This is a genomic window from Bradyrhizobium sp. HKCCYLS1011, from assembly GCF_051167795.1.
Lineage (GTDB): Bacteria > Pseudomonadota > Alphaproteobacteria > Rhizobiales > Xanthobacteraceae > Bradyrhizobium.
In genome coordinates, this window is the sequence record NZ_JBNPTT010000004.1 from 290,090 (window position 1) to 315,896 (window position 25,807).

A 25,807-nucleotide genomic window follows, 5' to 3' on the forward strand; every position below is an offset into this window, starting at 1 on the left:
CGAAAGCAACCCCGCATCGTCCCGTCGGAAAGGCCGGCCATCACATCGGGAAGAAGCTCGGCCGCGATCTCTCCGCGGCCCGTCCGTCGCAACGCTCGTCCTCGGTGGGCTACTCAAGGACGAGGTCCTGTCCCTTGAGCCTGCCGTCCCCGGAGCCTGCCAAGCCAGGCATCAGGGCCCTCGCGCCAACTAGCCACCCCGGAGCGGCGGCATCGTCACGTCGTCGCGGCGGCAGGCCTGGCGATCGATCTCGTCGCAAGAACGGAATTGCAGCTCTTTGGTGAGACAGATCCGGACTTCGCTGAGCCGGGTGCGGTTGCAGGTCACCGCGATGGCGGAATTGGTGAGATTCGGGTTCGCCTTGATGAAGGCCTCCTCGACCGCGGCCGGTGTCACCGTCTTGGGCTCGGATAATTCGAGAAACTCCGGTGGAATCTTGATCACCGCACGGGCTTTGCGAACCGTCTCGAAATAGGCCTTGGCCGGCATCCCGGAGCAGGTGCCATGCTTGTCCCACTCGTTGTAGATCAGCCCGGGCGCCGGCATCAGGTCGAGCATCGATGTCATGATATTGCGCGGCAGCCGCGGCGCCGGCTGTTCGCAATATTCCGGATAGCCGCTCTCATATTGCGGCCACAGCCCGTGCACGACGAAGGAGTAGGGGCGGCCGCTGCATTGCTGTGACCGGCCGCCATTGCCGCGCTCCTCGGCCTCGGCGCAGAACGATGGCGACCACGACAGCGACAGCACGTAGAAATCGAACGCGCCTGGCGCGTTCTGGCGGCGATCTTGCGCCTGTGCTGTCGAGACTTGGGTCGAACACAGCGCAAGCCCGCTCAGAGCGAGAGCGGCGAGGACGCGAAGCTTGCGCAGGCTGTGGCCGGAAAAGCCTGGCAGATCATCAGGGCAATCAAACATGGGTGAGCTCCCCCAGGAACATGGCGAGAACTCTACCAGGAGAGGGGAACAATTCAAGAACAAAATTCAAGATGATGCGCGCCCGCATCTGCCTGCGATGCCGGACCCTCGGCCGGCGGCCGAACGATCAGGGCTTCGCGGAGCGGCAGCCCGGGCCATAGGCCCAGTTGCGGTCGAGACCGACGACGCAGAACTCGACGCCCTGGTCGTAGCCGGCGAAGCCGCCATCCTCGATGATCGAGAAATTGACGGTGCGCACCTTGCCGTCGCTCACCATCGCGGTGCCGGTGCAGTACCGCCGCGGAATATTGTCGGACTGCCAGGGCCGGAACGCGATCTCGTGCACATTGCTCATGCCCGTGATGGTCAGCGACGAATTCCAGAAGGTCCTTTCCTTCTCCTCGAAGTCGTGAACGACCGTCGACACCGCCGCCTCGCAGGGCGCAACGCGGCCGTCATATTTCGGGCCTGACAGCCAGAAGTTCAACTCGAGCGGGTTGGCGGCCCGGGCCGGTGCGGTGGCAACGACGACGCCGAGCAGTGCGCCGCAAGCGGCACCGAGGGTCTTGAACGAGAGGCTGAGGTCGCGCATAGGCCATCCGCAAAAGCTAGTCTGGGAAGGGGGGAACGTGCAACGCTGGCCGCAACGGGTCAAGTGCAGGGCAGCAACACTTCACGACAAGTCGGGGGACACCGCACGCGGTGTTCTTTTCTTGCGCGGGCAGGCCCTTTAGGATGCGGCCCAACGGATGGGAGATTGCAATGCGGATGACCAAGCCCTGGATTTTTGACGCCATTTTGAAGGCCGCGGGGCTCATGGCCGTTGGCGCGATGCTGACGGCAGGTCCGGCGCGGGCCGATTGGGTGCCGGCCTTCAAGGGCAACGACACCGGCGGCATCATCGCCTATTCGCTCGCCCAGACCGCGGATGCGCGTCAACTGGCGGTCGACCACTGCGCGTCCTATGGCAAGGTCGTGAAATTCCTGGCCGTCGACGCCCAATATGGTGGCTATCTGTCGTTCTCCTGCCGCTGGGTGCCGTATGGCTCGGCGCAGCATCCGCTGCGTACGCTTTACTGAGCCGAAGGGGCGGCACGAGCGCCGGGACGAGATCATGATCCGCGTACGCGTTGGTTTGGGACTGCTGGGGTGCGGCGCGCTGCTGGTTGCGCCGTTCGCTGGCGCATCCGCTGTCGAACTGCCGACCCGTAAGCCGGGCCTGTGGGAAATGAAGATGATCCGGACCGGCTCGCAGATGCCGGAGATGACCATGCAGCACTGCACCGACGAGACCACCGACAAGGACCTGAACAACATGGTCTCGCCGATGGCCAAGCAGATCTGCTCCAAGCAGGACATCCAGAAGACGGCGACCGGCTATGTCAGCGATTCCGTCTGCAACGTCGGCGGCATGACCACGACGTCGCATGCCGAGATCGTCGGCGACTTCAATTCTGCCTACACGGTCAAGACCACGTCGCACATCCAGGGCGGCGCCGCCGGTGCCGCGGGACGCGATGGGACCATGGCCATCGAGGCGAAATGGCTCGGCGCCTGCAAGCCAGATCAGAAGCCCGGTGACATCGTGATGCCGGGCGGCGGCTTCAAGCTCAACGTCAAGGACGCCGACAAGCTCAAGGGCCTGATCCCCGGCGTGAAGCAGTAGGATGCATATCCACGACTGATCGGCTTCATGTCGTCAGTATCAATCGCCAGCGCTTCAACAGATGCGGTGTCGTCCCTGCGGAAAGCAGGGACCCATAACCACAGCCGCCTGTTGTGTTTGCAGAACCTTGCCCACCTGCGCTCGACCGCAAGGCCGCGGCGTAGGGATCCCGGCTCGCGTTCGCCTCCGGACAACGCTACGCGTTGCCGGGAGTTCACTTGGCTGGAATGACAGATGTATCCGGGGCGGCGGCGTTCACACCGGAATCCGAACCGTCGCGCGCAGGCCGCCCATCGGGCTGTCGCCCAGCATGATGTCGCCGCCATGAGAGCGGGCGATGTCGCGCGCGATCGCAAGGCCGAGGCCCGTGCCGCCCTCGTCCTGGTTGCGCGCATTGTCGAGCCGCAGGAACGGCTTGAAGACCTCCTCGCGCATCGCCAGCGGAATGCCCGGGCCGTCATCGTCGACCGTGATCGTGAGATAGCGATGATCGCGATGGCCGGAGATTGAAATCGTGTTGGCGTAGCGCGCCGCATTGGAGACGAGATTGCCGACGCAGCGCCTCAGCGCCTGCGGCTTCACGGTGACGACCGGCAAGCCGCGGAACGAGACTGAGGCGGTGTGGCCGTCACGCTCGGCGTTGCTGCGCAGCTCCTCCAGCGCGTTCGAGATGTCGGTCGGCTGCGCCACCTCGCCGCCGTCGCCGCGCGCGAAGGCGAGATAGTCCTCCAACATGCCCGACATCTCGTCGATGTCCTTACGCATCGCGTCGATCTCGGGCCCGTCGCCGAACAAGGCGAGCTCGAGTTTGAAGCGGGTGAGGATGGTGCGCAGATCGTGGGACACGCCGGCGAGCATCGCAGTGCGCTGCTCCATCGTGCGCTCGATGCGCGATTTCATCTCGATGAAGGCATGTGCTGCGCGCCGCACCTCGCGTGCGCCGCGTGGCCGGAAGTTCGGCGCCTCGCGGCCCTTGCCGAAGCTTTCTGCCGCGTCCGCCAGCCGCAGGATCGGCTTGATCTGGTTGCGCAGGAACAGCACCGAGACGATCAGCAGGATCGACGAAGTGCCGACCATCCAGAACAGGAAGATGTCGGTGTTGGACGCATAGGCCGCGCTGCGCTGCGCGAACACCCGCATCACCGCGTCGTCGAGCGCAATCCGGATCTCGACCAGATTGGAGCGGCCGACAGTGTCGATCCAATAGGCGCGGCTGATCTGGCGGCCGATCTGTCCCGACAGCGACTGGTCGAGCAGGTTGAAGAACGGCTTCGGCCCCGGCGGCGGCATGTCGCCGGCAGGCAGGAAGTCGACCACCAAATTGAGCCGCTGCTGCGCGATGCGGCGGAGCATGGTGTGGTCCTTGTCCTGTGGATAGGCCTTGTAGATGTCGATCAGCGCGGCGACGTCCTGCACGACGGCGGCCGACAGCCGCCGTGTCACCGTGTTCCAATGCCGCTCCATGAACACGCCGGCCACCACGGTCTGCAGGATCACCATCGGCACGATCATGATCAGGAGCGCGCGGGCATAGAGCCCGGTCGGCATCCAGCTCTTGAACGCATGGCCCATCCAGCCATTCGCGGCGGACACGCGGCGCGAGGCGGTGCGGATCAGAGTGAGACCGGTGTCGAGCGTGGTCATTTGCGGCAACGTTGCGGACGTGTCGAAACTGCTGGCGTGGCGCTCGCGATGCGCAAGACTGCGCCCTCTCTCCTTGTGGGAGAGGGCATCGCTGCAGCTTGCGACATATGTGCTCGGGTGAGGGGTTCGCGCGGCAATCGCCGATTTGCAATGAGAAGAGAACCCCTCATCCGGCAGCCTTCGGCTGCCACCCTCTCCCACAAGGGGCGAGGGTGGTTAACGTCACCGCTGCGCGAGAGCGGCTCGAACAGATCCAGCGCGAACATGTTGTTTGCCTGCTTCGCTCTTACCGCAATCCCTTCAAGCCGACGTCATCAGCCGATAGCCGATGCCGCGCACGGCCTGCAGGAACAGCGGATTCGCCGGGTCGGTCTCGAGCTTGCGTCTGAGACGGTTGATCTGCACGTCGACCGCGCGCTCGTTGACGGTGCCGTTGCCGGTGAGCGCCCCGCGGGGCACGGTCTCGCCGCGGGCATTGGCGAGGATACGCAGCATCTCGCGCTCGCGGTCGGTGAGGTGGATGACCTCCTCGCCCTGTTTCAGCTCGCCGCGTGACAGATGATAGACGAAGGGGCCGAAGCTGACCTGCTCGATCACCTCTTCCGCCGGCGGCGGCGCAGCGCGCTTCAGGATATTGCCGATGCGCAGCGCCAGCTCGCGCGGCTCGAACGGTTTGGCCACGTAGTCGTCGGCGCCGAGCTGCAGCCCCTCGATGCGGCTGTCCGGTTCGGAGCGCGCCGTCAGCATCACGATCGGTACCGAGGACTGGGTGCGGATGAAGCGGGCAAGGTCGAAGCCGCTCTCGCCGGGCATCATCACGTCCAGGATCAACAGATCGAAGTGCAGGCCGGTGAGCTTGGCGCGGGCGTCGCTCGCGCTCATCGCGGTCGTGACGCGGTAGCCTTCGCCGCGCAGGAAGCGCGACAACAGATCGCGGATGCGGCGGTCGTCATCGACGAGCAGGAGGTGCGGCGCGTCGTCGGCGGGGGTCTGCGGAGCACGAGTGGCGATGGCGGCGAGCGGCACGATCACTCCTTTGCGGTGGCGACGGGTGTCTTGAAGATCGCTTCCAGCACCTTGTCCGGATCGTCGCGATCGATCATCGCGCGCAGGAACTGGCGAACCTTATCCGCGCCAGCTGGCCCGACCTGCTCCAGCGCGCGATCGATGCGCCGGGTCTGCAGGCCCGCCAGCTTTGCCACCAGGGCCTCGCCCTTGGCGGTGGCAAAAAGAAGGCGCTGCCGGCGGTCGTTGTTGCCGGTCTTCTGCACGATGTAGCCCTCGTCGAGCAGCTGCTTGAGCACGCGCCCCAAGGACTGCTTGGTGATGCGCAGCACCTCCAGGAGATCGGCGACCTTCAGCCCGGGATAGCGGGTGACGAAATGCATGACGCGGTGATGCGCGCGCCCGAAGCCGAAGGCTTCCAGCTCGTGGTCGGCATCGCCGACGAAATCGCGATAGGCGAAGAACAGGAGCTCGATGATGTCCCAGCGCAACGGCCGCTCGTCCGCCGCCGCAGCCTGCGGCTCGGGAGCCCGCGAATCGGGGCTGTCGGGACGAGTCGAGAAATTTATGTCAGCCATGTTGACGTTTCTGAGGTTCAATGTTACAAAACATTCGCTCACGGCGAAATTTTAGATCGTTTAGCCGGCGAGCGACGTGTCTCAAGACGTGACTGAACAGGCCTGAGTCCGCCCGGAGGGACGGCAAGGGCCGCGCATTGATCTACCGTGTTGTCGAGCGGCATATCGGCAAACATACTGGACTTCCGCCTGGCACAAAAGCGCGTCCTCATCGACCTGCTGGCAGGCAACCGGCCCCAAGCTGGTGGCGAAGTCCAGACCGACGAAGCCAGCAGTGCCGACCGGACCGGTCGGTGCCAGAACTCGCGATGGCCAGCCCAGCGGGGAGCAAGAACATGAGCTTGAATTTCGAAATCCAGCCGACACCCAATCCGACCTCCGCAGAGGAGCGCGCAGCCAAGCTCGCAAACCCCGGCTTTGGCCGGGTCTTCACCGATCACATGGCCGTGGTCCGCTACAATCAGGCGAAGGGCTGGCATGATGCACGCATCGTGGCGCGGGCGAACTTCCCGCTCGATCCGGCCACGGCCGTTCTGCACTATGCGCAGGAGATTTTCGAAGGCCTCAAGGCGTACAAGCGCGACGACGGCGGGGTGAACCTGTTCCGCCCCGATGCCAATGCCAAACGCTTCCACAATTCGGCCGAGCGCATGGCGATGGCGCCGCTGCCCGAGCCCGTCTTCATCGACGCCGTCGAGCAACTCGTGCGCATCGACCGCGCCTGGATCCCGGGCGGGGAGGGCAGCCTGTACCTGCGGCCCTTCATGATCGCGAGCGAGGTCTTCCTCGGCGTGAAGCCGTCGGCGGAATACATCTTCGCCGTCATCGCCTCGCCGGTCGGCTCCTATTTCAAGGGCGGGCCTGCGCCGGTGTCGATCTGGGCATCGGAGAATTACACGCGGGCCGCGATCGGCGGCACCGGCGCCGTCAAATGCGGCGGCAATTACGCGGCGAGCCTGCGCGCCCAGGCCGAGGCGATCGAGCATGGCTGCGACCAGGTCGTCTTCCTCGACGCGCTCGAGCGCCGCTATGTCGAGGAGCTCGGCGGCATGAACGTGTTCTTCGTGTTCGACGACGGCTCGCTTGCGACACCACCGCTCGGCACCATCCTGCCCGGCATCACCCGCGATTCCATCATCGCGCTCGCGAAGGATGCCGGCACCGAGGTGCGCGAGGAGGCCTATTCGATCGACCAGTGGCGCGCGGATGCCAAGAGCGGCCGGCTGAAGGAGGCCTTCGCCTGCGGCACGGCAGCCGTGATCTCGCCGATCGGCAAGGTGCGTTCGACGAGCGGCGATTTCGTCATCAATGGCGGCGAAGCCGGCCCGGTCGCAATGGGACTGCGCAAGAAGCTGGTCGACATCCAGTATGGCCGCACCGCCGATCCCCACAGCTGGATCCGCGAGGTGAAGTGACTGACGCTCCCTTCCGCCTGCCGGTGAAAGGGTGAACTGTGTCCGCGATAGCGGTGCGCTCCCCTCCCCCTTGCGGGGAGGGGTTGGGGGTGGGGGTCTCCGCGAAGACTGCCCGTATGGACCCCCCAACCCCAACCCTCCCCCGCAGGGGGGAAGGAGCGCACCGCATGCGCGGCGAAAGGGTGCGCTCGCCACATCTGAGCAACTCGCAGGACTGAAGCACGTCAGCGGCGGTTGCCGCCATGTGCCACGGCTGCTACCAAGCCGCCATGTCCGACAAACCCAAAAAACCACAGAAATTGAAGGCGCGGCTGCCGCGCGGGCTGGAGGATCGCGGTCCCGCCGCGATCGCGGCCACGCGTGAGATGGTGGAGAAGATCCGCGCCGTCTACGAGCGTTACGGTTTCGAGCCGGTGGAGACGCCCGCGTTCGAATACACCGATGCGCTCGGCAAGTTCCTGCCCGACCAGGACCGCCCGAACGAGGGCGTGTTCTCGTTCCAGGACGATGACGAGCAGTGGATCTCGCTGCGCTACGATCTCACCGCGCCGCTCGCCCGCTACGTGGCGGAGAATTTCGATACGCTGCCGAAGCCCTATCGCTCCTATCGTGCGGGCTATGTGTTCCGCAACGAGAAGCCAGGCCCCGGCCGCTTCCGCCAGTTCATGCAGTTCGATGCCGATACGGTGGGCGCGCCGACCGTCGCGGCTGACGCCGAAAATTGCATGATGGCCGCGGATACGATGGAGGCGCTTGGCATTGCGCGCGGCGACTACGTCGTGCGCGTCAACAACCGCAAGGTCCTCGACGGTGTCATGGAGGGCATCGGTATCGGCGGCGATGACAATATCGGCCGTCGTCTCACCGTGCTGCGCGCGATCGACAAGGCCGACAAGTTTCCGATCGAGGAGATCAGGAAGCTGCTCGGCGAAGGCCGCAAGGACGAGAGTGGTGACTACACCAAGGGCGCGGGCTTGAGCGATCAGCAAGCCGAAGCCGTTCTCTCTTATGTCGGCAGCAAATATGCCGATCCCAGCGGTGACAATGGCAGCGGTTGGGATGTCAGCTTTGCGCAATGGCGCGAAGTCGTCGGCTCGTCCAAGACCGGCCAGGAGGGCATCGATGAGCTCGCCCAGATGGCCAAGCTGTTCTGGAGTGCGGGCTACCGCTACGACCGCATCAGCTTCGACTCGTCGGTCGTGCGTGGCCTCGAATACTACACCGGCCCAGTATACGAGACCGAACTGACGCTGGAAACCAAAGACGAGAAGGGGCGTCCGGTGCGGTTCGGCTCGGTCGGCAGTGGCGGGCGCTATGATGGCCTCGTCTCGCGTTTCCGTGGCGAACTGGTGCCGGCAACCGGTTTCTCCATCGGCGTGTCGCGGCTGCAGGCCGCGCTGACGATGCTCGGCAAGCTCGATACGCGCCCGGCGTTCGGTCCCGTGGTCGTGACCGTGTTCGATCGCGATCGCGTTGCCGACTATCAGGCGATGGTGTCCAAGCTGCGCAATCACGGCATCCGCGCCGAGCTCTATCTCGGCAATCCCAAGAACATGGGCAATCAGCTCAAATATGCCGACCGCCGCAACGCGCCCTGCGTCATCATCCAGGGCTCGGACGAAAAGGCGCGCAGCGAGGTGCAGATCAAGGATCTGATCGAAGGCGCCAAGGCGGCCGCCGCGATCGCCTCCAACCAGGAATGGCGCGAGAGCCGTCCGGCGCAATTCTCCTGCAAGGAGGACGAGCTGATCGCCGGAGTGCGCGAGGTGCTCGCTCGCCATGATGTGAGCTGGGGATAATCGAACGCGTCATACGCGGGCTTGACCCGCGTATCCATCTTCCAAATGATGGTCCTCGATTAAGCGATGGATTGCCGGATCGAGCCCGGCAATGACGAGTGGACAGGGAGCGATAGGAATGCCTGAGATCACCGTGAACATGGCCGCCGGCCGCACCGACGAGCAGAAGGCCAACATGATGCGCGACATCACCAAGGCGTTGGTGACGCATCTCGGCGTCGATGCGGACGCCGTGGTGATTCAGATCAACGAGGCGCCGCTGTCGCACAAGATGAAGGGCGGCAAGACCTTCGTCGAGCGCGCCGCAGAACAGAAGAAATAAGCCCGACTGTCGTCCCTGCGAAAGTAGGGACCCATAGCCACCGCCGCGTGTTGTGACGGCAGCTGTCCCCACGGCGTGCCGACCGCAAGGCCGGTGGCTATGGATCCCGGATCGGCCCACGCGCGCCGCGCGCTTGTCCGGGACGAGAGCGGAATTCGGAGCAGTCATGGACGCACGTGACATCATCAAGATCGGTCTGCGTGCCGAACGCATCCTGGTGGTGCCGCCGGAGCGCACGGTCGGGCATTTCCTGGCGCATATGCCGATGGTCTATGCGACGCCGATGATGATCCTGGAAATGGAGATGACATCGGGCGATGCGATCAGCGCCGCGCTGCCGGAGGGCTGGGTGACGGTCGGCACCGAGGTCGAGGTCAAGCACCTGGCGGCTGCGCCCGTCGGCGCCACCATCCGCACCACGGCCGAAGTCATCGAGGTCGAGCGCCGCGTGATCCGCTTTGCGGTCGCAGCGTTTCACGGCGATCTCAAGATCGGCGAGGGCCGGCACGGCCGCGGGCTCGTCAACGTCGCGCAATTCAAGAAGCGGTTCGGGGTGGTGTAGCGGCGAAAAAGATTCGTCATGCGCGGGCTTGACCCGCGCATCCATCGAATGAATGAACTCAAATAGTTCTTACGAAGATGATGGATTGCCGGGCCTTCGCCTCGCCGAAGCGGCTTCGGCCGCGCAGGCGGGTCAAGCCCGGCAATGACGATGAGGGGCGCGGTTTCTATTTCGCCAATTCCTTCGACCGCGCCGTCGCGGCTGCAACCGCACGTTCGAGCAGCGGAGCGAAGCCATCCGCGCCCATCAGCACCGAGAGTGCCGCCGCGGTGGTGCCGCCGGGGGAGGTGACATTCTGGCGCAAGGTCGCGGCCGAAAGATCCGACCGGTGCAGCAGCTCGCCCGCGCCTGAGACCGTGTCGCGCGCGAGCTTCGTCGCCAGCGCTTCCGGCAGGCCGGCGGCGACGCCGGCGCGGGCGAGTTCTTCGGCGAGCAGGAACAGGTAGGCCGGGCCCGAGCCCGATACGGCGGTGACCGCGTCCATCAGGCTCTCCTCGCCGACCCATTCGACCGCGCCGGTGGCGCGCAACAGCGCGTCCGCGGTGGCGCGCTGGGTGGCGCTGACATCGCTTGCGGGCACCGCCACGGTGATGCCGCGGCCGATCGCAGCCGGCGTGTTCGGCATCGCCCGCACGACAGCGCCGCCGCAGAGTTCCTGCAGGGCGCCGATGGTGGTGCCGGCCATGATCGAGACCACCAGCGTTGCCGGCGACACCCAGCGCTTCAGCGCAGGCGCGACGTCCCGGAACATCTGCGGCTTGACCGCAACGACCAGCGTGTCGGCGTCCGCTGCATCAGTTGGATTGAGCCGCACACCCTTGGCGCCAAGCGCGCGGATCTCGTCCGACGGCGCAGGATCGATCACCACCACGCGCGACGGATCGAGTCCCTGCGAAAGCCAGCCGGTCAGCATCGCGCCGCCCATCTTGCCCGCGCCGGCGAGCACGATAGTGCCGCTGATGGTCTGGAGTGTGTTGTTGTTCACTGCTGTCACCGCACACAAGCTGTCGTCCCGGCCTTGAGCCGGGACCCATAACCACCAGCGGTTCTAGTGGAGCGATGGCAGAGCGACAAGCAGCTTGCTCGCACAGAGAAATCACGCGGTATGGGTCCCGGCGTTCGCCGGGACGACACTGAACGAGAGGCGGGAGGCCTATGCCTCGCCCTCGGTGTCGAACAGCGCCGCGGCCATCGCCTCCTGAGTCGATTTCCCGGCCCAGACCACGAACTGGAAGGCCGGGAAATAGCGCTCGCAGGCGTGGATGGCGCCGTCGAGCATGCTGGCGCACTGGCGCTCCGAGGCGGTGATGCCGCCGGGCAGCACCAGCGCCTGGCGGTGCATCACCATGCCGGTATGGGTCCAGATGTCGAAATGCCCGAGCCAGAGCTGCTCATTGATCGCGGCGATCAGCCGCTGCACCTCCGCGCGCCGCATTTCCGGAATCTTCATGTCGAAGGCGCAGGCGAGATGCAGTGCCTCGATCTCGGCCATCCAGGTGAAGGAGAGCTGATAGTCCGTCCATTGCCCCCTTGAGGCGATCGTTATTTCGTCGATACCGGAGCGTTCGAACGCCCAGTTGTTGTCGGCAGCAATGGTCTCGACCACGGTCAGCGGATCGTTCCCGGAATCGATGATGCCTTCGAGCAAGGACATGCCGTCTCGACCTCTTGTCTTTTGTTCTCGGTGGTACATACGCGGCGACCCGGCCCGCGCCCTTCAGGCGCCAATCGCAACCGGCTTGCAGTCCCGGGCGAACCCCGGGCGTTGCGCGAACAAACTGATGTGATTTGCGGAATCGGCGCAACTGCACGCTGAATCCGTCCACAACGAAACCCCATTTCGTCCACAGCTCATCCGGCCTGTGGATTTCGGCCCGCCGAGAACAAAACGGAATCGGATTCGCCGAACTTTGCTCGATGTGACCGATTTGACTCGCCCGTCCAGGAACCGGGACGGCCGCAGATGCATGGCCGGTGGTCGGCTTTCGCCAGGCCAAGGAACTTGCCCGGCCCGACGGCGCCCGGCATATTTGGGACGGGTCGTCCAGCCGGACGGCCCATGTTCTCAGGGCGGGGTGGAATTCCCCACCGGCGGTAAGGGCGCTCCCCGATCGGGGTGCCCAAGCCCGCGAGCGCCTTGCCTGATCTTGCGATCCGGCAAGGGTCAGCAGATTCGGTGCGACTCCGAGGCCGACGGTTACAGTCCGGATGAAAGAGAACGGGTCCCGGCACCTCGCGCGTTCATGCGCGGGGGCGTCGTCGTTCCGTATGCCCTGATTCTGGTCTCAAACGAGGACAACCATGAATCAGATGTTGCAAGACCCCCAAGCTGAAATCGAACAAGCCGAAACCGAAGCCATTGGAGCCGTTCCGCAGGCGGCGGTTCCCGCTGAGCCAAGTCCGCCGGACGAGGCGCCGCCGACGCTGTCGCATCCGCGTTTCACCAAGCCGCAGCGCGTCGCCTTCGTGCAGTCGGCCTGGCATCGCGATGTCGTGGCCGAGTGCCGCATCGCCTTCCTCGCCGAAATCGAGGCGCGCCATATCGCACGCGAGCGCGTCGACGTCTTCGAGGTGCCGGGGTCGTTCGAGATCCCGCTGCATGCACAGCTCCTGGCCAAGACCCGCCGCTACACGGCGATCGTGGCCGCCGGGCTCGTCGTCGATGGCGGCATCTACCGGCACGAATTCGTCGCCGACACCGTGATCAAGGCGCTGATGGATGTGCAGTTGCGAACGGAAGTGCCGGTGTTCTCGGCGGTGCTGACGCCGCAGCAATTCCACGAGACGCAGGCGCATTTCGAGTTCTTCCGCAAGCATTTCGCGGTTAAGGGCATCGAGGTCGCCGAGGCCTGCGCCAACACGCTGCTGAGCCTCGAGCGTCTGCGCGGCCAGGTGGCGGCGGGGATCATGTAGTCCGGCGAAAGCAAGGGAAAGCAAGGCCTGGGGCGGTTACAGCTATCGCGACAAATGAGCTGTCGTCCCGGCGAACGCCGGGACGACACCGACGTTTGGGTCGTTACCGAGCCAAATCAAAGAAGCACCTGGACGATCCTTCCCCGCCATCCGGAAGCGCGATCTTCCCGCCGCGATCATGCCCGGTCCATTTGGTTGTCATCTTCACCGCCGCACCTATAAAGTCGGCGATGGGAGGACGCTGGTCCGTGGCGACGGGCTGGCCAAGCATCATGTTCGACGGACACGATCCCTTTCTTGTCGCGTTGTCGGTGGCGATCGCGATCCTGGGCGGCTACACCGGCTTCAGCCTGACCGCGCGCATTCGGGACGCGGCGGGCGTGAACCGCCGCGTGTTGCTGTCCGGAGCCGCCGTATTTTTGGCGGTCGGCATCTGGACCATGCATTTCGTCGGCGTGATGGCCGCGCCGATTCCGGCTGACGCCGTGTATCTGGTGCTGCCGACCATCGTCTCGTTCCTGATCTGCGCGCTGGTGGTCGGCGTCTCCTTGTTCTTCGTCAGCATCGGCGAACCGTCACCGCGACGGATCATTCCCTCCGCTGTGCTGCTCGGCACCGGCATTGCCAGCATGCACTATGTCGGCATCCACGGCCTCGCGGGGCAGTTCGGCATCACGCATGATCCGCTGATGGTGCTCTTGTCCGTGGCGATCGCGATGCTGGCCGCCTATGGGGGCTTGCGCATCTTTCTGGCGCGACAGGACGGCCTGCGCCTCGCCGCCAGCGCGATCGCGTTCGGTGTTGCCGTCTCCGGCATGCACTATACTGCAATGCTCGGCATGCATTTCGTGCCGCTCACGGCAGAAGCGCATCACCATGTCGCCGCAGGCCTTGCTGCTTCGCAGCAAGTGCTGTCGATCGTGGTCGCCGTGCTGTGCTTTGTGGTCGCGGCCGGCTTCCTGCTCTCCCTCGTGCCCGATCCGCGCCGGCAGGCCGAGGCAGTGGCCGACCCAGCAGCGAACATGGAACCGGCGATTGCCGAGGTCGCGCCATCTGCGGCGCCCGAGGGGCCGGCGGTGCTCCCAAACAGTGTTCGCCTGATGCCGGCGCCGCTGGGCGGCATCGGCCAGCCGCCGCGGCTTGCAGCGTCACGGCTCCCGGTCGAAGGCGCCAACGGCACCCATTTCATCGATGCCGGCGAGGTCCGCAGTCTCCGCGCCGACGCTCATTATACAAGAATACATGACGGCACCCGCGAGCGCATGTGCCCGTGGTCGATCTCGGAAGCCGAGGCGCAGCTCGATCCCAGCCTGTTCATCCGGGTGCACCGCAGCCACATCGTGGCGATCTCCCATGTCTGCTTTGTCGGCAAGGAGGGTGATGGCGCCATCATCGAGCTCGATGGTCCCGCGCCGCATCGCGTTCCTGTCAGCCGTGCCAAGATTGCCGAGGTGAAGGCGCGCCTCGGGCTGGTGCGGCGGCACGCTTAGCGTCCCCGTCGCCCGGCAATAGGTCGCTCGCGCTGACGCAATTCGTGCGCGGCGAGCGGCAACTCATGTGATTTGAGCTGCATTCGTGCCGCGCGCATTGCGCCGGCCCCGATCCCGGACAAGCCTCCGCTCAACGACGCGCCTCTCGCTGCGGTCTTCGCAACTGCAGCAACCGCGGCGCGAACGAAAAACCAGAGAAGGGAGGACAAGGATGATTCCTGGCCCATTCAGCTATCACCGGCCTGACAGCGTGGCCGACGCGGTCAAGCTGCTCGCGAGCCTGGGCGACGAAGCCCGGCCGCTCGCCGGCGGCCATAGCCTCGTGCCGATGATGAAGCTCAGGCTTGCCACCCCCGGACACCTGATCGATCTGCATGGCGTGGGCGAGCTGAAGTTCATCCGCCGCGACGGCAGCCATATCCGCATCGGCGCGATGACGACCCAGCATGAACTGCTCGCCTCCGACGAGATCGGGGCCAGCCTGCCAATCCTGCAGGAAGCAGCAAGCCTGATCGCCGATCCGCAGGTGCGTTATCGCGGCACGCTCGGCGGCAACGTCGCCAATGGCGATCCTGGCAACGACATGCCGGCGCTGATGATGATGCTGGGCGCGAGCTACAAGCTCGAAGGCCCCAGCGGCGCACGCGAGGTCGCGGCCTCTGACTTCTATCAGGGCGCCTATTTCACCGCGCTCGAGCCGGGAGAGCTGCTGACCGAAATCTCTATTCCGGTGCCGCCAGCCGGCCATGGCTATGCCTATGAGAAGCTGAAACGGAAAGTGGGCGATTACGCGACGGCCGCGGCCGCCGTGGTGCTGACGATGGCCAACGGCAAGGTGGCCACCTGCGCGATCGGGCTGACCAATCTGCATGAGACGCCGCTGCTGGCGGCCGACGCCGCCAAGGCGGTGGTCGGCACGGCGCTGGATGCGGCGGCGCTGAAGGCGGCAGCCGACGCGGCGCGCGCCATCATGGCGCCTGCAGCGGACGCACGCGGCCCGGTCGAATACCGCAAACATGTCGGCGGCGTCATGGTGATCCGCGCGCTTCAGCGCGCGGCCAGCCGGGCGAAGTGAGACATATGCGCGCGCTGTCGCGGCATGCTCACTGCAACCTCGCCCCGCTTGCGGGGAGAGGTCGGATTGCATCGTCAGATGCAATCCGGGTGAGGGGGTACAGGTCTAACAATTGGCACCGCTTGTGCGTCTGCCACCCCAACCCTCTCAGCGCGAGCGAAGCTCGTCGCGACGCCGTAAGAACGGGGAGAGGGAGCGCACCGACATCGTCGCTCCGACCGGGATCAATCCTGCCGCCCAACTAATAATCCCCTGAGGGACCAACCAATGCCCAAAACCCACGTCACCATGAAAGTGAACGGCAGCGAGGTTGAAGGCCTCGTCGAGCCGCGCACGCTGCTGGTGCATTTCCTGCGCGAGCAGGCCCAGCTCACCGGCACCCATATCGGCTGCGAAACCACCCATTGCGGCGCCTGCACCGTCGACATCGATGGCATGAGCGTGAAGAGCTGCACGATGTTCGCAGTCCAGGCGCAGGGCGCCGACATCACCACGATCGAAGGCATGGCCAATGCGGACGGCACGCTGTCGCCGCTGCAGGAGGGCTTTCGCATGATGCACGGGCTGCAATGCGGCTTCTGCACGCCGGGCATGATCATGCGCGCGCATCGCCTTCTGAAGGAGAATCCACAGCCGACGGAAGAGGAGATCCGCGCCGGCATCTCCGGCAACATCTGCCGCTGCACCGGCTATCAGAACATCGTCAAGGCGATCCAATACGCCGCCGCCAAGATCAATGGCGTGGAATTCAAGGAGGCCGCGGAATGAACGACATGACTCCCACGCGGGAACAACGCGAAGCCGCGCTCGAAGGCATGGGCTGCAAGCGCAAGCGCGTCGAGGACATTCGCTTCACCCAAGGCAAGGGCAACTATGTCGACGACGTCAAGCTGCCGGGCATGCTGCACGGCGATTTCGTCCGCTCGCCGCATGCCCATGCGCGGGTGAAATCGATCAATACCGACGAAGCGCTCAAAGTGCCGGGCGTGCTCGCTGTCATCACCGCCGAGACCCTCAAGACCGTCAATCTCGCCTGGATGCCGACGCTCGCCGGCGACGTGCAGATGGTGCTCGCCGACGGCAAGGTGCTGTTCCAGAACCAGGAGGTCGCGTTCGTGGTTGCGACCGACCGCTATGCTGCTGACGATGGTGTCAGCAAGGTCGTGGTTGAGTACGAGCCGCTGCCGGTGCTGATCGATCCGTTCAAGGCCATGGACTCTGACGCGCCCGTTTTGCGCGAGGACCTCGCCGGCAAGACATCAGGCGCGCACGGCCCGCGCAAGCATCACAACCATATCTTCGAGTGGGCGATCGGCGACAAGGATCTGACGGACGCCGCCTTCAACAAGGCCGAGGTGACGATCAAGGAGATGATCTCCTATCACCGCACCCATCCGTCGCCGCTCGAGACCTGCCAGTGCGTCTGTTCCTTTGATAAGATCAAGGGCGAGCTGACGATCTGGGGTACCTTCCAGGCGCCGCATGTGATCCGCACGGTGGTGTCGCTGATCGCGAAACTGCCGGAGCAGAAGATCCACGTCATCGCGCCCGATATCGGCGGCGGCTTCGGCAACAAGGTCGGCGCTTATCCCGGCTACATCTGCGCGGCGGTCGCATCGATCGTCACCGGCAAACCAGTGAAATGGGTCGAGGACCGGATAGAGAACCTGACCGCGACGTCGTTCGCGCGGGACTACCACATGACCACAGAGATCGCCGCGACGAAAGAGGGCAAGGTCACCGGGCTACGCGTCCACGTGCTCGCCGATCACGGCGCGTTCGACGCCTGCGCCGATCCTTCGAAATGGCCGGCCGGCTTTTTCAACATCGTCACCGGCTCCTATGATTTCCCGGTCGCGCATTGCGTGGTCGACGGCATCTACACCAACAAGGCACCAGGCGGCGTCGCCTATCGCTGCTCGTTCCGCGTCACCGAGGCCGCCTATTGCATCGAGCGCGCGATGGACATCCTGGCGCAGAAGCTCAACATGGATCCAGCCAAGCTGCGCTTGAAGAATTTCGTCAAGCCCGAGCAGTTTCCCTATCACTCCGCGCTTGGTTGGGAATACGACTCCGGGAACTATCACACCGCGATGCGCAAGATGATGGAGACGACCGACTACGCCAGCTTGCGCAAGGAACAGGCGGAGAAGCGCGCGGCGTTCAAGCGCGGCGAGACCCGCGAGATCATGGGCCTCGGTGTCTCGTTCTTTACCGAGATCGTCGGTGCTGGACCATCGAAGAACTGCGATATCCTTGGCATCGCGATGTTCGATTCTTGCGAGATCCGGCTGCATCCGACCGGAGCCGGCATCGCGCGGATGGGCACCAAGAGCCAGGGCCAGGGTCACGAGACCACCTGGGCTCAGATCATCGCCACCGAGATCGGCATCCCCGCCGACAATATCATGGTGGAGGAGGGCAATACCGACACCGCGCCCTATGGTCTCGGCACCTATGGCTCACGCTCGACGCCGGTCGCGGGCGCGGCAATCGCGATGGCCGCGCGCAAGATCAAGGCCAAGGCGCAGATGATCGCAGCCTATAAGCTCGAGGTCCACGAGGACGATCTCGAATGGGACATCGACGGCTTCCGCGTCAAGGGGCTGCCGGAAAAGGTGATGTCGATGAAGGACATCTGCTGGGCGGCCTATAACTCGGTGCCGCCGGGCATGGAGCCGGGGCTGGAGGCCGTGAGCTACTACGATCCGCCCAACATGACCTATCCGTTCGGCGCTTATCTCTGCGTGATGGACATCGATGTCGACACCGGCGTCTACAAGGTCCGGCGCTTCTATGCGCTGGATGATTGCGGCACCCGCATCAACCCAATGATCATCGAGGGCCAGGTGCATGGCGGGCTGACGGAAGCGTTCGCGATCGCGATGGGGCAGGAGATCCGCTACGATGAGGGCGGCAACGTCGTCACCGGCTCGTTCATGGATTTCTTCATGCCGACTGCGGTGGAGACGCCGCATTGGGAGACCGACTTCACCGTGACACCGTCGCCGCATCATCCGATCGGCGCCAAGGGCGTCGGCGAAAGCCCGAATGTCGGCGGCGTGCCGGCGTTCTCCAACGCGGTGAATGACGCGTTCTCGTTCCTGGGCTCGACGCACATTCAGATGCCCCACGATTTCTGGCGCAACTGGAAGGCGGCGAAGGAATTGGGTGTGGTGGGGTAGTCAATCGGTGCTTGCTGCGATGAAGGTGCGTTCCCTCCACCCTTGCGGGGGGAGGGTTAGGGAGGAGGGTACCCCACGGGCAGTCTCGCTCGGAGACCCCCACCCCCGACCCCTCCCCGCAAGGGGGAGGGGAGTTCACTTCCGATGCCGCTCTGCTGACATACATCTAGCGTGCTACGAATATGAAAACCCGCGACCAGATCGCAGAACGACTCGCCGCCTGCGGCTACATCGCCGACGGCGAGCTTGCGACTGCAATTGCGCTGATGCAGATGCTCAGGCGTCCGCTGCTGCTCGAGGGCGAGGCCGGCGTCGGCAAGACCGAGGTCGCCAAGGCGCTGGCCTGCGTCCACGCGACCGAGCTGATCCGGCTGCAATGCTATGAAGGGCTGGACCAGTCGCAGGCGCTGTACGAGTGGAACTACCAGCGCCAGCTGCTGGCGATCGAGGCGCATCGCGGCCATGCCGAGCAGATCGAGGATCAGATCTTTTCGGAAAAATACCTGCTGGAACGGCCGCTGCTATCAGCCATCCGCCGCGCCACCCCGCCGGTGCTGCTCATCGATGAAATCGATCGCGCCGATGACGAATTCGAGGCGTTTCTGCTCGAACTGCTCTCCGATTTCCAGATCTCGATTCCTGAGCTTGGCACCATCAAGGCGGCCTCGATTCCGCATGTGGTGCTGACGTCGAACGGCACGCGCGAGCTCTCCGATGCGCTGCGGCGGCGCTGCCTCTACCACTATGTCGACTATCCCGATGTCGATCGCGAGGCGCGCATCATCCTGGCGCGGATCGACGGCGCCTCGGCGCAGCTGTCGCTGCAGATCGCGCAGATGGTGAACTCGGTCCGCAAGGAGGAGCTGCGCAAGGTGCCGGGCGTTGCCGAGACGCTCGACTGGGCGGCCGCGCTGGTCGGGCTCGACGTGCGTGATCTCAAAGACCAGCCGGAGATCGTGCACGACACCCTGATGTGCCTGCTCAAGACCCATGAGGATCGCGCCCGGATCACGCGCGAGGTTTCCGCGCGCCTGCTGGGGAGGGTCGCATGAGCTGCTGCGGCACCACGCCCGAGCCAGGCGATCTGGACGCGGTCTCGCGCCTGGTTGCAGGCCGGCTGAGTGCTTTTCTGAAGACGCTGCGCGACAATGGCTTTGCCGTGGGCCTGGCCGAGGGGCGGGATGCGGCGGCGGTGATGGCGTCCGGTTTGGCGCAAAGGCCGGGTCTGCTGCGCTCCGCCTTCAAGCACCTGTTGTCGGCGGGGAAGAGCGAGTGGGATCGCTTCGATGGCCTGTTCGATGCATTCTGGCTGAACCGGCGCGTGCGATCGCGCTCACACGTTTCAGGGTCGAGCAAGACGGCGAACAGTCCGTCGTTGAAGACGCTGCAGGACACCGGCAGCATGCAGCCGGCCGCGTCGTCCGCGACTGATCAAGTGCCGTCGCTGGATGACGCGGCGCAAGCCGCTGGAAGCGAAGGCCGGGCAGAGGGCGCCTCTGTTGTCGAGAATCTCGCCGAGACCGATTTCCGCAAGCTCGCTGATCCGGACCAGGTGCGAGAAGCGCATGAGGCCGCCGCGCGCTTGGCGAAAGCGATGCGCACGCGGCTGACAAGGCGGGATCGGCTGCGCCGTCGCGGCGCACGGCTCGATCTGCGTCGCACCATCCATCGCAATATCAGCCATGGCGGCGTGCCGATCACGCTGGTCAAGAGAAAGCGAAAAGACAAGCCGCTGCGGCTGGTCGTGCTGCTCGATGCCTCCGGCTCGATGAGCCTGTACACCTCGGTGTTCCTGCGCTTCGTCCATGGCGTGCTGGATGAGTTTCGCGAGGCCGAGGCGTTCCTGTTTCACACGCGGCTCGTCCACGTCTCCGACGCGATGAAGGAGAAGGATGCCGCGCGTGCGCTCGACCGGCTCTCGATGATGGCGCAGGGCGCGGGCGGCGGCACCAGGATCGGCGAGAGCCTCTCGAGCTTCAATCGCTGGCACGCCGCGCGCGTGATCCATTCGCGCACCTGCGTGATGATCGTCTCCGACGGCTACGAGACCGGCGACGCTGCCTTGTTAGGACGGGAAATGGCGCAGCTGGCGCGACGCTGCCGCCGCATCGTCTGGCTCAACCCGATGGCCGGCTGGCAGGGCTATGCGCCCGAAGCGAAAGGCATCAAGGCCGCGCTGCCGCATGTCGACCTCTACGCGCCCGCGCATACGCTGGCAACGCTCGGGGCGCTGGAGCCGTATTTGGCGAGGTTGTGATGGGAGTGCAGCGCAGAGAGATGACACGAGAACGAGCGGCATCGGCAGTATGCTCCCTCCCCCCTTTTGGGGGAGGGCTGGGGAGGGAGGCCTCCAAGCATACCGCCCGTGGCTTACCCCTCTCCCTAACCCTCCCCCACAAGGGGGGAGGGAACGCACCGCTGCCGCTGCAACAGTGCGACCTCCACGTGCTGCATGGGAGGCTCGTATGACCACTGCCCCTGAAGTGCTCGATCTTGCTGCGCAGCTAAAGGCTGCCGAGGAAAGCTTCGTGCTGGCGACCGTCGTGCGCACGGTGTCGGTGACCGCGGCGAAAGCCGGCGCGAAGGCGATTATCCGGCCCGACGGCTCGATCGTCGCGGGCTGGATCGGCGGTGGTTGTGCGAGAGGCGCGGTCTTGAAGGCGGCGCGCGAGGCCCTCGCCGACGGCATCCCGCGCATGGTGTCGGTGCAGCCGGAAAATCTGCTGGCCGAGCTCGGCGTCAAGGCGGGCGAAATTCGCGAAGGCGTGAAGTTCGCCAGCAACATGTGCCCGAGCAAGGGAACGATGGATATCTTCGTCGAGCCGGTACTGCCGCATCCGTCGCTGGTGATATTCGGTGCAAGCCCGGTGGCGCTGTCGCTGGCGGCGCAGGCCAAGCCGCTTGGCTATCACGTGACACTGGCTGCGCCCGCGTCTGATCTCGTCGCCACCTCCGAGGCCGATATGTTGATCGACGGCTTCGCGCTCGGTCCGCTCGGCGATGCCAAGCGCTTCGTGGTGGTGTCGACGCAGGGCAAGGGCGACGAGGCCGCGCTGCGGGCGGCCGTCGACACCGAGGCGATCTATCACGCGTTCGTCGGCAGCCGGCGCAAGATGGCCTCATTGCGCGAGAAGCTGATCGCCGATGGCGTCGATCCCAACCGGCTCGACCGCGTCAAGGCGCCGGCCGGCCTCGATCTCGGTGCCATCACGCCGGAGGAAATCGCGATGTCGATCCTGGCGGAGATGACGATCGAGCGGAGGCGGGGGCAGCGCGCTCCTAATTTCGGCCTCGCCGGCGTCGGAGAGCGGCGTGCATAGGGATGACGCCAGCGTCGATCCGTTCAAGAACAATTGACGTCAAACATTGCGTCTGCAATCGCATTCGTCGTCGGCTAAGGTCGGTGGCGGGGTAGCATAACGGCCGTCACGCTAGCCCCAAGCCGAGATGACGTTCGATGTCTCAATCAAGGCCGCTCTTTGCTGCGCCGCCGGCATCCGCAAGATCCTGAGGCGCCGAGATGGATGGCAAGCATCATACGCCGATGAGCCGGCGCGATCTGCTGGCGCTGATCGGCACGGTGGCCGGCAGCGCGGCGATGTATCATGCGATGACAAGCCTCGGCTTCGCCGCTGAATCCACCTACAACGGCCCGATCAAGCTCCACGGCGATCCGAACGGCGCCTCCGTGCTGGTCCTGGGTGCCGGTCTTGCCGGCATGACCGCGGCGTTGGAGCTGCGCAACGCCGGCTACAGAGTCAAGGTGCTCGAATTCAACAGCCGGCCCGGTGGCCGCAACTGGACCCTGCGCGGCGGCGACACCTTCACCGAACTCGGTGGCAACAGCCAGACCTGCGAATTCGCGCCGGGCCTCTACATCAATCCGGGGCCGTGGCGAATTCCATATCACCATCGTGGCGTGCTCGACTATTGCCGGCGTCTCAATGTTGCGCTCGAGCCGTTCATCCAGCTCAACCACAATGCGCTGCTGCACGCCGCGAATGGATTCGGCGGCAGGCCGCAGCGGATCCGCGAGATCCAGGCGGATTTCCAGGGCCACGTCTCGGAGCTGCTTGCCAAGGTGACGCAGCAGGGCGCGCTCGATGTCGCCGTCTCCAAGCAGGACAAGGAGGTCCTGCTGGTGGCCCTGAGGAGCTGGGGAGCGCTCGACTCCAGCTACACCTACAAGAGCAGCCTGATCGCGGCAGGGCACCGCGGCTTTGAGAAGGCGCCGGGCGGAGGCATCGGCGCGGCACCCGTCGCGGGGACGCCGATCGAGATGTCGGAGATCCTGCAGTCGCGCCTGTGGCGTTACTTGCAGAATTTCGCGCAGTTCGATTTCCAGACGACGTTGTTTCAACCGGTCGGCGGCATGGACGCGATCGGAAAGGCTTTCGCGCGCGAACTCGGCGACCTCATTCACTATAACGCCAGGGTGACACGGATTCAGCAGGGCGGTGATGGCGTCACGGTGACCTACGCCGACACCGACGCGCAGGCCGCGGTCCACCAGGAGAGAGCGGACTGGTGCATCTGCACGATTCCCTTGTCGATCCTCAGCCAGATCGAGATCGATGTCGGCGCGCCGATGCAGGCTGCGATCGAGGCCGTTCCGTACATCGCCTCGGTCAAGATCGGCTTGCAGTTCAAGCGGCGCTTCTGGGAGGAGGATGACGCGATCTATGGCGGCATCAGCTACACCGATCTGCCGATCGGCCAGATCGGCTATCCCAGCGCGGACTTCAATCGAAGCGGCCGCGGCGTGCTGTTAGGCGCTTATCTGTTCGGCTTGCCGAACGCCTATGAATTCACGGCCTTGACGCCGCAGGAGCGAATCGCGCGAGCGGTGGAGTTCGGTTCGCAGATCCATCCGCAGTACCGCACGGAGTTCGAGACCGGCGTTGCGGTCGCCTGGAGCCGGATGCCGTTCACGCTCGGCTGCGCCGGCTACTGGACCGAGGCGGCACGCGCGCAGCACTACGACAACCTCTGTCAGATCGACGGCCGGATTGCGCTCGCCGGCGAGCACGTGTCCTACATTCCGGCTTGGCAGGAAGGCGCGATCCTGTCGGCGCTCGATGCAGTCACGCGGCTGCATCAGCGTGTGATGAAGAGCTAGCCGGGTGGCTTCGATGAAGGATCATCCGCAGCTCATGGCCACGATCCGGCCGCTCGTCGGTGCTGCGGCCATGCTGGCCGCCTGCGGCGCGCAACTGCTCACTTTGCCGGCGTCGAACGCGCAGTCGAATTCAGCGGCGCAAACGGACATCGTGTTCAGCCCGGGCTACAGGTTCGTCGAGCGGGACGGCGACAGTCTTTACCGCAACGTCTGCAGCGGCTGCCACATGATGGATGGAACGGGCGCGCGTGGCGCCGGCACCTTCCCCTCGCTTGCCGGAAACGCCAAGCTGCAGGCCGGAGCCTATCCGCTGCATGTCGTCACTCACGGCCAGCACGGCATGCCGCCGCTCGGTGCCTTCATGAGCGACGAGCAGGTCGCCGCCGTCGTCAACTACGTGCGAACGCATTTCGGCAACGACTATCAGGACGCCGTCACCGCCGAGGATGCCAAAGCCGCACGGCCCTGAGAGCGGCGTTGGCTTGTGCCTTTACGCGCTTCTGCCGATCGCGCGCCGCAACAGCCGCGTGGCCTCGTCGCCGGACACATCATCGCCTGCCCACGCCACGAACTGGTCGGGCCGCACCAGAATCAGCCGCGCCTCATATTGTTCGCGGCCGTCTGCCGCGGTGTCGTTGATGACCTTGAGCGGCATGCGCAATTCCGCGGCGGCCTGCGCGAAGTGGAATGTTGCATCATCCGCGCCGAGCGCGACCAGCGCAAAGCCTTGACCCAATTCCTCGAAGACATTCCTGCCTGATGACAGCGGCTGCGGCGCCAGATGATGGCCGGCACGCGCCGCATAGGCATGGTTGCCGATCGCGCTGCTCACCGCACCCGGCGTTCCCCACACGATCGGCGAGCCTTCATAATGGGGCTCGAACGCGTTCACCTCGGCGCGCGCGCCGGACTGCCGCGCGCGCCAGGCCGCTTCGAAATCGAAGCGGTCGCGGGCCGGATCGTGACGGCGGAGGAAGTCGCGGTCGGTCAGGATCGACTGTTCGATGAAGTCGCGCGCGGTGGAGGCGAACACCGGCTGCCGCTCGGCGCTATAGCTGTCGAGCAGGCCAGCGCCGGCCCAGCCCTGCAGCTGCGCGGCCAGCTTCCAGGACAGGTTGACGGCATCCTCGAGCCCGCTGTTGACGCCATAGCCGCCATAGGGCGGATGGCTGTGGGCGGCGTCGCCGGCGATGAAGATGCGCCCAGCACGATAGCTGTCGGCAATCGCAAAGCGCAGATCCCAGAAGCCGATGTGCTCGAACTCGATGTCGAATTCGGTGCCGGCAGCCTCGTGCAGGATGCGCTTGAAATCGAAATTGTCGCGCGTGGTGTCGGCCGGCACCGGCGCGTGGAAGAACCAGGTCGAGCCGAGATCGACTCGGCCGAAGAACTTCCAGTAGCCGTCAAGCTCCGGATGCAGCACGTTGTAGAATGATTTGCCGGGGTAACGCGCCAGCAGTTCATGCAGGCCGGTGGAGCGGAACACGAGCAGCACCATCAGCCGGTCATGGTCGGATCGCGTCTGGGTGATGCCCGCCTGCTCGCGGACCAGCGAACGGCTGCCGTCGCAGCCGACCACGTAGTCTGCGCGCAGCGTCCGCTTGCCGCCGTTGCGATCGGCGATCTCGACCTCCGCACCATCGGCGTCCTGGCGGACGGCCGTGCAAGTCCAGCCGTAGAGCAATTCGATGCTCTCGATCTCGGCGGCGCGCCGCCGCAGCACCGCCTCGGTGGCGTACTGCGGCAGCCGCTCATTGTCGGTGAAGTAGAACGGCCGGACCAGCTCGCGCTGCAGCCAGTCATGACTGTAGCCGCTGAGCAGCGAGCCATAGGCGGTGAGCCCGCCGATGCCGTAGTCGCGCGGAATGGTGCGCGCGGCGCGCAGCGCGTCTTCCGCACCCCAGACCTGGAAATGCTCCATGGTGCGCTGGGTGAGGTTCTGTCCCTTCGGAATCCGCTGCGGCTCCGGATAACGCTCGACGACGATCGACTTGATGCCCCGCAGGCCGAGGTCGATCGCGAGCCCGATCCCGACCGGGCCACCGCCGACGATCACCACGGGCGTTGTTGCGTGCGTCATCATCCGCATGCGTTTCCTTGTTGCGGCCTCGGTCAT

At 65.1% G+C, this 25,807-nt stretch carries 24 protein-coding genes and 1 riboswitch; of the genes, 16 read left to right on the forward strand and 8 right to left on the reverse strand.

The genetic code is table 11. The features are described 5' to 3' along the window. Positions 1 to 189: 189 nt before the first annotated feature. Positions 190 to 918: a ribonuclease T2 family protein gene (locus ACQR1W_RS14340; RefSeq protein ID WP_434851381.1), complete on the reverse strand. Its 729-nt coding sequence runs from the start codon at positions 916 to 918 to the stop codon at positions 190 to 192. Positions 919 to 1,045: 127 nt separating this feature from the next. Next, positions 1,046 to 1,510, reverse strand: a complete 465-nt coding sequence (locus ACQR1W_RS14345) for a hypothetical protein (RefSeq protein WP_434851382.1) — start codon at positions 1,508 to 1,510, stop codon at positions 1,046 to 1,048. A gap of 170 nt (positions 1,511 to 1,680) precedes the next feature. On the opposite strand from ACQR1W_RS14345, the gene ACQR1W_RS14350 reads away from it, so the two are divergent. Together ACQR1W_RS14350 and ACQR1W_RS14355 are read left to right on the forward strand one after the other, a co-directional pair. Further along, positions 1,681 to 1,998 (forward strand): hypothetical protein, encoded by a 318-nt coding sequence (locus ACQR1W_RS14350; RefSeq protein WP_434851383.1) that lies wholly within the window; start codon positions 1,681 to 1,683, stop codon positions 1,996 to 1,998. Between the two features lie 34 nt (positions 1,999 to 2,032). After that, a complete protein-coding gene (locus tag ACQR1W_RS14355; RefSeq protein ID WP_434851384.1) occupies positions 2,033 to 2,584 on the forward strand; it encodes a DUF3617 domain-containing protein in 552 nt (183 codons plus the stop codon). Between the two features lie 255 nt (positions 2,585 to 2,839). Here the strand turns inward: ACQR1W_RS14355 and ACQR1W_RS14360 are convergent, their stop codons facing one another. The 3 genes from ACQR1W_RS14360 to ACQR1W_RS14370 form a co-directional block, all read right to left on the reverse strand. Next, positions 2,840 to 4,228, reverse strand: a complete 1,389-nt coding sequence (locus ACQR1W_RS14360) for an ATP-binding protein (protein ID WP_008971322.1) — start codon at positions 4,226 to 4,228, stop codon at positions 2,840 to 2,842. Between the two features lie 300 nt (positions 4,229 to 4,528). Then, complete coding sequence (locus tag ACQR1W_RS14365; RefSeq protein ID WP_434851385.1) at positions 4,529 to 5,260, reverse strand: response regulator; 732 nt, start codon at positions 5,258 to 5,260, stop codon at positions 4,529 to 4,531. Then, positions 5,257 to 5,811 carry a MarR family winged helix-turn-helix transcriptional regulator gene (locus tag ACQR1W_RS14370; protein WP_434851386.1) on the reverse strand — a complete coding sequence of 185 codons (555 nt, stop codon included), beginning with the start codon at positions 5,809 to 5,811 and terminating at the stop codon, positions 5,257 to 5,259. Before ACQR1W_RS14370 ends, ACQR1W_RS14365 begins: the two co-directional genes overlap by 4 nt. A gap of 335 nt (positions 5,812 to 6,146) precedes the next feature. Here ACQR1W_RS14370 and ACQR1W_RS14375 point away from each other — a divergent pair, with 335 nt between their 5' ends. The 4 genes from ACQR1W_RS14375 (at position 6,147) to ACQR1W_RS14390 (ending at position 9,909) form a co-directional block, all read left to right on the forward strand. Further along, complete coding sequence (locus ACQR1W_RS14375; RefSeq protein WP_008971319.1) at positions 6,147 to 7,226, forward strand: branched-chain amino acid aminotransferase; 1,080 nt, start codon at positions 6,147 to 6,149, stop codon at positions 7,224 to 7,226. 365 nt (positions 7,227 to 7,591) lie between these two features. Further along, entirely contained in the window at positions 7,592 to 9,025 is a 1,434-nt protein-coding gene (hisS, locus tag ACQR1W_RS14380; RefSeq protein WP_434851840.1) for a histidine--tRNA ligase, read from the forward strand. 118 nt (positions 9,026 to 9,143) lie between these two features. Further along, entirely contained in the window at positions 9,144 to 9,347 is a 204-nt protein-coding gene (locus ACQR1W_RS14385; RefSeq protein ID WP_434851387.1) for a tautomerase family protein, read from the forward strand. A 166-nt stretch (positions 9,348 to 9,513) separates the two neighbouring features. After that, positions 9,514 to 9,909 carry a thioesterase family protein gene (locus tag ACQR1W_RS14390; RefSeq protein WP_434851388.1) on the forward strand — a complete coding sequence of 132 codons (396 nt, stop codon included), beginning with the start codon at positions 9,514 to 9,516 and terminating at the stop codon, positions 9,907 to 9,909. 166 nt (positions 9,910 to 10,075) lie between these two features. On the opposite strand, the gene proC is transcribed toward ACQR1W_RS14390, so the two are convergent. Further along, positions 10,076 to 10,903, reverse strand: a complete 828-nt coding sequence (proC, locus tag ACQR1W_RS14395; RefSeq protein ID WP_434851389.1) for a pyrroline-5-carboxylate reductase — start codon at positions 10,901 to 10,903, stop codon at positions 10,076 to 10,078. Positions 10,904 to 11,062: 159 nt separating this feature from the next. Continuing rightward, positions 11,063 to 11,563, reverse strand: a complete 501-nt coding sequence (locus ACQR1W_RS14400; RefSeq protein WP_008970740.1) for a YbjN domain-containing protein — start codon at positions 11,561 to 11,563, stop codon at positions 11,063 to 11,065. A gap of 403 nt (positions 11,564 to 11,966) precedes the next feature. After that, positions 11,967 to 12,133, forward strand: a riboswitch (FMN riboswitch). A 77-nt stretch (positions 12,134 to 12,210) separates the two neighbouring features. Between ACQR1W_RS14400 and ACQR1W_RS14405 the strand changes: the two genes are divergently transcribed. From ACQR1W_RS14405 to ACQR1W_RS14450, 10 genes are all read left to right on the forward strand, one after another. Then, entirely contained in the window at positions 12,211 to 12,822 is a 612-nt protein-coding gene (locus ACQR1W_RS14405) for a 6,7-dimethyl-8-ribityllumazine synthase (RefSeq protein WP_434851390.1), read from the forward strand. A gap of 272 nt (positions 12,823 to 13,094) precedes the next feature. After that, a complete protein-coding gene (locus ACQR1W_RS14410) occupies positions 13,095 to 14,312 on the forward strand; it encodes an MHYT domain-containing protein (RefSeq protein ID WP_434851841.1) in 1,218 nt (405 codons plus the stop codon). 211 nt (positions 14,313 to 14,523) lie between these two features. Next, positions 14,524 to 15,387, forward strand: coding sequence for an FAD binding domain-containing protein (locus ACQR1W_RS14415; protein WP_434851391.1), 864 nt, complete (start codon positions 14,524 to 14,526; stop codon positions 15,385 to 15,387). A gap of 267 nt (positions 15,388 to 15,654) precedes the next feature. Next, positions 15,655 to 16,155, forward strand: a complete 501-nt coding sequence (locus ACQR1W_RS14420; protein WP_434851392.1) for a (2Fe-2S)-binding protein — start codon at positions 15,655 to 15,657, stop codon at positions 16,153 to 16,155. Next, a complete protein-coding gene (locus tag ACQR1W_RS14425; protein ID WP_434851393.1) occupies positions 16,152 to 18,572 on the forward strand; it encodes an aerobic carbon-monoxide dehydrogenase large subunit in 2,421 nt (806 codons plus the stop codon). Before ACQR1W_RS14420 ends, ACQR1W_RS14425 begins: the two co-directional genes overlap by 4 nt. A gap of 182 nt (positions 18,573 to 18,754) precedes the next feature. Then, complete coding sequence (locus ACQR1W_RS14430) at positions 18,755 to 19,624, forward strand: AAA family ATPase (RefSeq protein ID WP_434851394.1); 870 nt, start codon at positions 18,755 to 18,757, stop codon at positions 19,622 to 19,624. Then, positions 19,621 to 20,829, forward strand: a complete 1,209-nt coding sequence (locus ACQR1W_RS14435) for a vWA domain-containing protein (RefSeq protein WP_434851395.1) — start codon at positions 19,621 to 19,623, stop codon at positions 20,827 to 20,829. Before ACQR1W_RS14430 ends, ACQR1W_RS14435 begins: the two co-directional genes overlap by 4 nt. Positions 20,830 to 21,037: 208 nt before the next feature. Continuing rightward, a complete protein-coding gene (locus ACQR1W_RS14440; RefSeq protein WP_434851396.1) occupies positions 21,038 to 21,892 on the forward strand; it encodes an XdhC family protein in 855 nt (284 codons plus the stop codon). A gap of 200 nt (positions 21,893 to 22,092) precedes the next feature. Beyond that, positions 22,093 to 23,691 carry an NAD(P)/FAD-dependent oxidoreductase gene (locus ACQR1W_RS14445; protein ID WP_434851397.1) on the forward strand — a complete coding sequence of 533 codons (1,599 nt, stop codon included), beginning with the start codon at positions 22,093 to 22,095 and terminating at the stop codon, positions 23,689 to 23,691. Between the two features lie 13 nt (positions 23,692 to 23,704). After that, complete coding sequence (locus tag ACQR1W_RS14450) at positions 23,705 to 24,160, forward strand: c-type cytochrome (RefSeq protein WP_434851398.1); 456 nt, start codon at positions 23,705 to 23,707, stop codon at positions 24,158 to 24,160. A gap of 21 nt (positions 24,161 to 24,181) precedes the next feature. Here the strand turns inward: ACQR1W_RS14450 and ACQR1W_RS14455 are convergent, their stop codons facing one another. Next, positions 24,182 to 25,780: an FAD-dependent monooxygenase gene (locus ACQR1W_RS14455; RefSeq protein WP_434851842.1), complete on the reverse strand. Its 1,599-nt coding sequence runs from the start codon at positions 25,778 to 25,780 to the stop codon at positions 24,182 to 24,184. Between the last annotated feature and the right edge of the window lie 27 nt (positions 25,781 to 25,807).